An 8,863-nucleotide genomic window follows, 5' to 3' on the forward strand; every position below is an offset into this window, starting at 1 on the left:
GTCGCCTGAGCTCTGGCCGGAATCTCGACGTTCTTCCCGAGAGCTATACGTTCTTCAGCGCCGCGGCCATGTTGTCGAGCGCCAGCTCGATGAGCTTGCGGGAGGTCCCGAGGTTCATCCGCATGTGATCTTCTCCCCCAGTGCCGTAGGACGCTCCGGGGTTCAACTGGACCTTCGCGTTCTCGACGAACCATTTCTCCACGATCGTCGTGGGCGTCACGGGCGTGTCCGCGGTCTTGCTGGCTTCCGCGGCCTTCTTCTTGGCGTCGATCCTGTCGATAACCTGCCCGACGTCCAGCCAGGCGAGATAGGTGCCCTCGGCTTTCGTATATTGGACCAAGGGCATGTTGTCTTTGATGTAGTTTTCGACGAAGGCGTGGTTCCCGTCGATATAGACCAACAGCTGATCGAGCCAGCTCTCGCCTTCGGTCAGGGCCGCCTGGTTGGCAACCAGACCCAGCGTATTGACGTCCGCTCGGTGATTGGCTTTCACTCTGGCGAGATAGTCGGGGTTGGTCGAGAAGAACCAGGCGCTCTTCATCGCCGCAAGGCTGAACGTCTTGCTGGCGGCCTTGAACGTGAGGCTGTTGTCGACGATCTCCTTGTCGGGAAGACTGGCGAACGGAGTGTACTTCTCTCCCTTGTTGACGAAATCGCAGTGAATCTCGTCGGCGAGAACGACGACGCGACGCTTGAGGCACAACTCCCCGAGCTTCATCAGATCCTCGGCCGACCAGCAATTGCCGGTGGGATTCTGCGGGTTGCAGAGAATCAGCGTGTGGGTGTCGTGGCTGATTCGCGACTCGAGATCGTCGAAGTCGATGGAGTACCGACCGTTGACGAGCTTCATCGGACTGTCTTCCGGCTGCACGTTGCAATAGGTCAGGTCCGAGTAGAAGCCGTTGTAGGTGGGCGTCGTCAGCAGGACCTTGCTTCCCGGGGGCGAGAACGTGTGCAGAGCAGCGATGAGTGCCGGGTGAACGCCGTTGGACAGAACGATAGTGTCGGGATCGATGTCGAGGCCATAGCGCTTCTTGTTCCAGGCGACGATGGACTCGATGTAAGAGTCCGGAATCTCCAGGTAACCCCAGTTCTCGTGATGGCAACGCTCGGCCAAAGCTCGGGTGATGCAGGGCGCCGCGGGGAAATCCATGTCGGCGATACCCATTCCCACCATGATGTTGTCCTTGCCGAACTTCTCGATCTGGCGGTCCCATTTGATGCAGTGGGTCCCGACTCGGCTGTAAGGCGTTTCGAAGTCGAAAAGCTCATCGGCCGGCGCTTCCCACAGAGCACCGCGGGCCGTAGCCCTCGAGGAGCTGCCGGTTACGGCTCCCACGAGTGCCGTCATTCCGGCGCTCTTCAGAAACGTTCTGCGACTGTTTCGAATCGGTGTCATGTGGCTTGCTCCCTCGTTCTCCCTACCGTGTCCGCAATTGACGAATGCCTCCCAGGATCGGAAAAGCATAGGAAAAAGAGCCGGTTAACGCAAGCAAGATCCCAGATCTCTCGCGACCGGGCGACCGCGGCGTGACGAGGGGAGGGATCGTACTGCACTGACGATCTACCGAATTACGTACCTGTGCCTCAGGCCGCGGCCCGGCCGAGCCCCGGTCACCTGTCCGTCGGCGATCACCGGGACGCCGTTGACGAGCACGTGTCGAGCACCGATGGCGTACTGGTGCGGATCTCCGAACACGGCGGGATCGCTGACTCGCTCACGATCGAGGACCGCGATGTCGGCGTAAGCGCCTTCGCTCAGGACTCCGCGGTCACGAAGCCCGAGCCTCTGCGCCGGCAGACTCGACATCTTCCGGATCGCCTCCTCGAAGGTGAGAAGCTCCTCGTCTCGGCTGTAATGTCCGAGCACCCGAGCGAACGTTCCGTAGTTACGCGGATGGGGCACCCCTTCGCCTGGGGCCACAATCCCGCCATCGGATGCAATCATCGTCTGAGGGTGTTGGAGGATGCGCCTCACGTCCTCTTCCGCCATGGCATGGAAAACGCCGGAGAATCCCCCTTTCTCTTCGAGCTCGAGGGCGAGCTCGGCGGCCTCGTCGATGGTAACGGCTCGGCCCCGCTCCCGAAGGATGTCGGCGAGGCTCTTCCCGTTCAGCGAGGGGTCCCAGGAGCATTGCGAGACGACGACGTTCTTGGGATCGCCCCCACCGCGGTCCTCGACGAGGTTGTCGATGATCGCCTTCTTGATCCTCTCCCGCTGCTGCGGGTCTCTCAAACGTGCCACGCGATCCTCTTCGCTGCCTTCGAGACTCCACGCGGGAAAGAGAATCGAGAGAGAGGTGCTCGACGCGGTGTACGGATACTGATCGATCGTGACGTCGATCCCTTTCGCTCTCGCTTCGTCGACGAGGGCGAGACTCTTGGTGCTCGCGCCCCACATGGGAGCGCCAACCACTTTGTGATGCGTGAGCTGGGTCGGCAGACCTCCCTCTTCACCGATGCGAATGGTCTCCCGCACGGCGTCGAGCAGCTTCAAGCCTTCCTCGCGCATGTGACTGATGTGAATCCCACCGAAAAACGCCGCGACGCGCGCGAGCTCGATCACTTCCTCCGTTTCCGCGTAGGCTCCGGGGACGTATTTCAGGCCGGTAGACAAACCGAAGGCCCCTTCGCGCATGGCCCGCGCCACCATCTCTCTCATTCGCCCGAGCTCCTCCGGCGTTGGCGCGCGGTCCTCGTTCCCGATGACCTCCCGTCGGATTGTTCCGTGACCGACCATGAGGGCGAAATTGATGGCCGGTGGAGCCGCATCGACCCGGGCCAGGAACTGCGCGATGGGGTAGGGCGAGCCACCGTCGGGTCCACCGACTGCGGTGGTCACCCCCTGGCGGATGTAGTTCTCGGCAATCGGATGTCGAAAGACACCCCGAACCGCGTGGCTGTGAATGTCGATGAAGCCGGGCACCACGGAGAGTCCCTGGGCGTCGAGCCGCTGGCCCGCCGAGCGACCGCTCAGATCACCGATGGCGACGATCCGATCTCCGAGAATACCGACATCGGCCGTTCGCGGTGGTCCGCCGAGCCCGTCATGGACCTCTCCCCCCGCGATGATGACGGTCAGGACTTCAGCCTCCTGGGCCGGTCCGGAGCCGACTCCGAGAATGAACGTCAGGAGCGACACGTTCAGAGTCTTCATGCGCGGGCCTCCTTAGAAATGACGATCAAGGTTTGCGATCAGGGTTTGCCAATGGCTGCCGCGAGGCGATCGGCGTCGCTCGTGCCGAGCAGAAATCGACGGGTGCTCGTGATACAGACCCGGCGCGGCTCGGAAAGCTCGAGGAGCACGCCTCGATTTCCCTCGAGCGAGTACACACCGGTACGTTCCCCCTCCAGTTTCCCGGTTCGAATACCCCAACCGCCGAACTGGAGGATGGGGCGGTAGGATACCGAGCGAGCGCGGGTGATGGAGGCAAGCGGCACACGCTGTGCGGGCCAGCCCAGAAAACCGAACTCGGCGGTAACCGCCTCTTCGTCCACGCGAAACCGAAGGCGCCCGAAGACAGCGACGAGGATCACCAGAACCGCGACAGAGACGAGACCCATCGACGGCGCGGATCGCATGGGAACCACCCCGGCGATGACGAACAGCCCGAGGATCGTGAGCTGGAAGATCGGGTGAAACGTCGTCCACTCATCGTAGCGGAAGATCATCGAGGGCGAAAGGGTAGGGTTGTGGCAGACGTGCTGTCAAGCATCCTCTCTTGAAACGTTCCTCGATCGGGGTTAAGTTCTCGTCATGAAGGTTCGCAAGATCCTGTTTCCAACCGACCTGTCTCCCGAGTGTCTGCCAGCCAAGAGCTTCGCCAAAGCACTCGCCAAGAAACACGGCGCCGAGCTCTTGCTTGTGCACGAGGTCCTTACCCACGCACACGATTTTCGCCAGCTGGGGGACCTCCTGACGGATTTTCTCGACAAGCTCGAGACCGACGCCAAGGCCCAGCTCGAAAAAGAGTGCCAGGGCCTCAAGAAGGAGGGGCTGGTCGCGAGCTGCGAGGTCGAGAGGAATCCCTCGGCCTACGAAGCGATCATGGACAAGATCGAGCAGTGGGAGCCCGATGTGGTCGTGATGGGAACGCACGGTCGCTCGGGCGTGGATCGGTGGATTATCGGAAGCCTCGCCGAGAAAATCGTTCGCCATGCACCTGTCCCCGTGGTGACCGTCCGCTCCGATGCGAAGCCGGGAACCAAGATTGAGACCATCCTCGTGCCGGTGGACTTCTCGGATAACTCCAGGCGCGCGGTTGCTGCGGGGTCGCAGCTGAAGGGTGCGAAGGGCTCGCTCGTTCTCCTCCACGTCGTTTTGAATCCGGCATTCGCCGGCCTGCATCCCGAAGAGTACATCCGGGTTTTCGGAGCCGATCCGAGTCTTCCCGATCGCTTGCGCGACCGGATGAAGGACTGGATGGAAGGGCAGCCGTTCGAGGCCGACGTTCGCGAGGCGGACGATGTGGCCGATTGCATCCTCCAGGCGATACGGGAGAAGAAGCCCGACCTCGTCGTGATCGGAACGCGGGGCCTCACCGGGTTCGACTATTTTCTGATGGGAAGCATCGCCGAGAAGGTCGTACGTTTCTCACCGGTGGCGGTCCTCTGCGTCAAATAGCTTCCCGGCCAACGGCACCCTCCCTTTCCCAATCCGACGCGTGATGTCTTTGTTGCTCGTCCTCGCGCTCTTTCAGGCGCGAGGTGACCTCACCCATTTCGGAAACAAATGGGGATGGACGGGAACCGGGGAGGCCTTCGTGCCTCAGCTGGTCATGTATGCCGAGCCGCAACACTTCTACGAAAACCCTTCCAAGATCGACCGCGACATCCGCACGTTTGTCTCCGAGCACGGATTCAATGGATTCCACGTGTTTCTCTCATGCCGGTGGTTCGACCTCGGAGAAGACGATTGCCGGAGGATTCCGGGAAGCGATCCGCCCGTCGACCCGAGAACGTTCGATGCGCTTCAGCTTCTCATCCGGAAGACCAACGCCGCGGGAGGGATGGTGCACCTCTGGGCCTGGGGAGACGAGGAGCGCGGTCAGACGCCGTCGGCGCGAGGCGACTGGGGAGGGCTCCGGGGCTCGGTGGCAAGGAGGGTCGAGGAGACCATTGCCCGGCGTCTCGGACCTCTTCCCGGGTGGAGCATGGGGTATGGATTCGATCTCAACGAGTGGGTGAGCCGGGCGGAGATTCACTCGTGGCGCGATCGTCTGCACAAGCTGCTGCCCCGCCCACACTTACTCGGCGGGCGTCCCGCCGGACCCAACCGCGGGACGAACCACTCTCCTTACCGCGCGTGGAACGACGGGCTGGATTACGCGAGCTACGAGCATCATGAGCCTGGCTACGACGTTTACGTCGCCGCGCTCGAGGCGAACCCCGACAAGCCGGTCCTCTCCGAGGATCGATTTCGCGTCCTTCCCGACCGAGAGTCCAAGCACTATGGAGTCGACGACGTTCGGCGCGGACTCTGGCGCTCGACCCTGGCCGGAGGCGTGGGCAACATCTGGGGCTATCTCCTCGAAGGCGGCACTCACGAGCTGGGCTCCGCGCCCTTTCCCAACCGGGATGTCATCCGAGCGCACTTCGAGTTCATCCGGGGACGCTTCGTGAAAGAGATGAGGCGCTGCAGCCCGGGTGACGCCGACCCCGAGAGCACCACGCTATGCCTGGGATCGGCCCAATCCGGACGATACCTCTTCTACAAAGAGAGGGCCTCCCGCGTCGAGCTATCGCTCGAGAATCTTCGTGCACCCCAGCCGGCGATCGCGGTGGATACCCGCCAGAGCTACCGGGAGATCGATCTGGGCGAAATGGAACCTGACACGAGCACCTGGGAAGCTCCCTACGAATCGGATTGGGCTCTGGCGGTTGGTGAGTTCCAACGGCTGCCCTCCCCATCTTCCGAGGCGCTCGCGCAAGTCGCCCACCGAATGCGCGTCGTCTCCGGCACGTCGTTCCGCGTCGATCTGAAGTGGGGTGAGAGTTCCCAAACCGAGGATCGCGACGATAGGAGTTTCGAGGTGGAGCGCGCTCCAGATCACGGCGGTATCCCCGGTGCATTCCGCCGAATCGCGCTCACGTCAATCGACGACGCCAGCTTTTCGGACACCGGAGTCGTTCCGGGGACGTCGATCTGGTATCGGGTGAGGGCCGTCGGCGAGGCATCGTCGGCCTATTCAGAGAATCTGCGGGTATTCGTGGGTGACAAAGACCTCGTCCTCTCGGATCTGCGTCCCGCCAGTCTCGGCGCGGAATACATCGGGCCGGGCGATCGTTACTACGTCGACCGCGACTACGAGCTCGTGGTCGTGCCCGAGGTGCTCGAAGGCGCGCTTTGGATCCGGACACGAAACGACGACAAGCTCGTCGACGCATCGAGGTTCCTGACGTTCCAGGTGACAAGGCCGGTCACGGTCTACGTTGGGTTCGATGCCCGGGCTACGAGCATTCCCCGATGGATTCAGACCTGGACCTCGATTGACGAGACTATCCAAGTCGCTGGGGACGTCATGGGGAAGTTCGATCTATTCCGCCGTGACTTTCCCGCCGGGCCCGTGGAACTCGGCGGCACGAGCGCGCCCGGCGCTGCGTGGAACGGCGGCCGCAGCCACTACGTGGTTGCCATCGTCGTCCGCTGATGCCGCTCCTCGACCATCACATCGGCCCAGGTGGCCGCACGCACAACGGCCGACTCGCCTGGCGCCCCCAAAGGCAAAGCCGCCCAACGCGGCCCTCACCGGAAAAACGCACGCCATACGGCATTCACGAGCGCGTGCACCAAGGCCGACGCGAAGATCGTACCGGTCCAGCGGTAGGCCAGTCCGTAGAACAAGCCGGCGAGCGTCGCCATCAGGGCGTAGCTCCAGTTCGGCACCTCGCCGTTGTTCAGGTGTGCAGCGCCAAAGATCGCCGCGGCCACGACGAGGGCCAGCAAGTCGCGCCTCCACGTTCTCTCCAGGAAGTTCTGGATGAGACCGCGAAACAGAAGCTCTTCGGGGACGGCGATGAAAATCAGGATCGCCGCGAAGGAGCCCAGAAGACCCAGAAGGTCGAAGGGACGCGCGGTGTACTCGATGAACTCGATACCGAGCCCGAGGGGAATGGCCAGCGCGGAGAAAACGAGAAAGCAACCCAGGACGATGGCCGAATCGCGCAGCCCGAGTCGGAACCGATAGCCGACACCAGGAGTCGCACGGTAGGCGACGAAGAGAACGAGCGCCAGGTCGACGGCGAGCACCACGGAGAGCCCGTAGGAAGCTCTTCCTTCCGGCCAAGACCAGATCCCGTCGAGGAGCCGAAAGTCGAAAGGAAGCCAGATCGCGAGCACCGCGAGGACGTCCCACAGGACCGGCGCCGGGCGGCGTCGTGCTAGCAGCACGAGCGCCGTGGGAACACCCATGAAGGCGACGAGCCCGATGAAGGAAGTCGGGCGGTAATCGGACGTCCCCGCGAAGTAAACCAGGCAAGGCAGGAGCAAGGCGACGAGCACGAGTGCCAGCGAGGCCGGTCGTGAAAGAGAGCCGCGAAGGAAGTCGCTCAGCCCAAAGAGGAAGAACGGGACGAAGAGAGCGAAAAGTGCGCCGACCGAGGCGATCAGAGCGCGGTCTACCGCGCCGACGCCGATATTGAGCCCCGCGACGAGGCTAGCGAGTATCGATAGCAAGATGGCGAGGACGATGCTATGGCGGTTCATGGCTCCCAGTAAGAAGGACCCACCCGCATCGACGTCAGCCAGAAAGACGGGACGAGGTGATGGCTCACCACGAGGGCAGCGACCCCGTGGGCGACGGAGAGTGCAAAGAGGTTTCGGAACCGGCCGAAGAGACTCAACCAGACGAGCTCGGCGACGCCCCCGAGCACCATGAGCCCGGGATTGGGAGCGTGCGCGACCACGAACACGAGCGCCACCGCCCCAGCGACGGCCACCTCGCGAGAGAACGATCCGACTTCTTCCAGGGGCAATCCCATCGCCCGCCGAAAAGGGAGCCAGAAAGCGCCGACGGCTACGAACTGCTGGAAGAATGCCCAGAGGAAGTAGCGTGGAAGCTCACCGAGCGGGAACGGCAACCCGATACCGGACCGCGTCCCAATCATCGCTGGAGCGGTCAGACCGGCGGTCACGGCGAGAAACACCCCACACGCCGGGAGGAGGTTATCGACCCGAACCCCGAGCTGTGCCAACTCCAAACTCACTAAGCGAGTCATTCTCGTGCTCAATGCCGTGGCGGGACCCGCGTTCGATCGGCCGCCACGGCTCGGGCTGCTTACGGCGCGGCAACTTTGCGGTGGGCAGCCCTTCGGAGCGGCCCCGCAACATCTCGTTCCTTCGAAGCAGCCCGAGTGCGGACGATTGCGCCGGGCTCGCTCCGCTCGCACAGGGTGGGGTGAGTTTTGCATCACCCTGCTCGTGAGAATAGATACGCACCCAATCCCCGCGATGATGGCCTGGATCTCGAGGGTAAACTCCGGCGAGAGCGGTGCTACCCAGGTAGCCAGAGTGAGGAGAAGCAAGACGAACCCGGGTAGACCCACGCGGGGAGTATAGAGACTCCGAGGTCCCTCAGGGCATGAATCGACCGCCGTTGACGTGCACCGTTTGCCCGGTGACGTAGATGTCGCGAGGGTCGCAGAAGGCGAGGACGGTGCGGGCGACGTCCTCACTCGTGCCAAGAGGCATCCCGACTTCGCTCTCGCCGACGGTCGGGTCGGACTGGCCGGGCCTCCGCTCGGTGCGGATGAGGCCCGGAACGACGGCGTTCGCCCGGATGCGGCCGCGGCCCTCTTCCGCGAGCGCGCGGGTGAGACCGATCAGGCCGCTCTTCGCCGCGATGACGTGGGCCCGGTCCCGGGC

At 63.1% G+C, this 8,863-nt stretch carries 8 protein-coding genes; 2 read left to right on the forward strand and 6 right to left on the reverse strand.

Annotation, left to right across the window (positions count from 1 at the left end):
* Window positions 1-43: 43 nt before the first annotated feature.
* The 3 genes from VEK15_31495 to VEK15_31505 form a co-directional block, all read right to left on the reverse strand.
* On the reverse strand, window positions 44-1,399 hold the full coding sequence (locus VEK15_31495) for an aminotransferase class I/II-fold pyridoxal phosphate-dependent enzyme (protein HXV65262.1): 1,356 nt from the start codon (window positions 1,397-1,399) through the stop codon (window positions 44-46).
* Between the two features lie 165 nt (window positions 1,400-1,564).
* Window positions 1,565-3,157, reverse strand: coding sequence for a D-aminoacylase (locus VEK15_31500; GenBank protein ID HXV65263.1), 1,593 nt, complete (start codon window positions 3,155-3,157; stop codon window positions 1,565-1,567).
* Between the two features lie 38 nt (window positions 3,158-3,195).
* Complete coding sequence (locus VEK15_31505) at window positions 3,196-3,672, reverse strand: hypothetical protein (GenBank protein HXV65264.1); 477 nt, start codon at window positions 3,670-3,672, stop codon at window positions 3,196-3,198.
* A gap of 85 nt (window positions 3,673-3,757) precedes the next feature.
* Between VEK15_31505 and VEK15_31510 the strand changes: the two genes are divergently transcribed.
* Entirely contained in the window at window positions 3,758-4,624 is an 867-nt protein-coding gene (locus tag VEK15_31510) for a universal stress protein (protein ID HXV65265.1), read from the forward strand.
* A 43-nt stretch (window positions 4,625-4,667) separates the two neighbouring features.
* Window positions 4,668-6,650 carry a hypothetical protein gene (locus tag VEK15_31515; protein HXV65266.1) on the forward strand — a complete coding sequence of 661 codons (1,983 nt, stop codon included), beginning with the start codon at window positions 4,668-4,670 and terminating at the stop codon, window positions 6,648-6,650.
* 95 nt (window positions 6,651-6,745) lie between these two features.
* Here VEK15_31515 and VEK15_31520 read toward each other — a convergent pair whose 3' ends face one another.
* The 3 genes from VEK15_31520 to VEK15_31530 form a co-directional block, all read right to left on the reverse strand.
* Window positions 6,746-7,705 (reverse strand): type II CAAX endopeptidase family protein, encoded by a 960-nt coding sequence (locus VEK15_31520; GenBank protein HXV65267.1) that lies wholly within the window; start codon window positions 7,703-7,705, stop codon window positions 6,746-6,748.
* On the reverse strand, window positions 7,702-8,205 hold the full coding sequence (locus tag VEK15_31525) for a hypothetical protein (GenBank protein HXV65268.1): 504 nt from the start codon (window positions 8,203-8,205) through the stop codon (window positions 7,702-7,704). The genes VEK15_31520 and VEK15_31525 overlap by 4 nt, the downstream gene beginning before the upstream one ends.
* A 367-nt stretch (window positions 8,206-8,572) precedes the next feature.
* Window positions 8,573-8,863, reverse strand: a 291-nt coding sequence (locus tag VEK15_31530) for an SDR family oxidoreductase (GenBank protein ID HXV65269.1), incomplete at its 5' end; no start/stop codon positions are given.

The sequence above is a fragment of the Vicinamibacteria bacterium genome (genome assembly GCA_035620555.1).
Lineage (GTDB): Bacteria > Acidobacteriota > Vicinamibacteria > Marinacidobacterales > SMYC01 > DASPGQ01.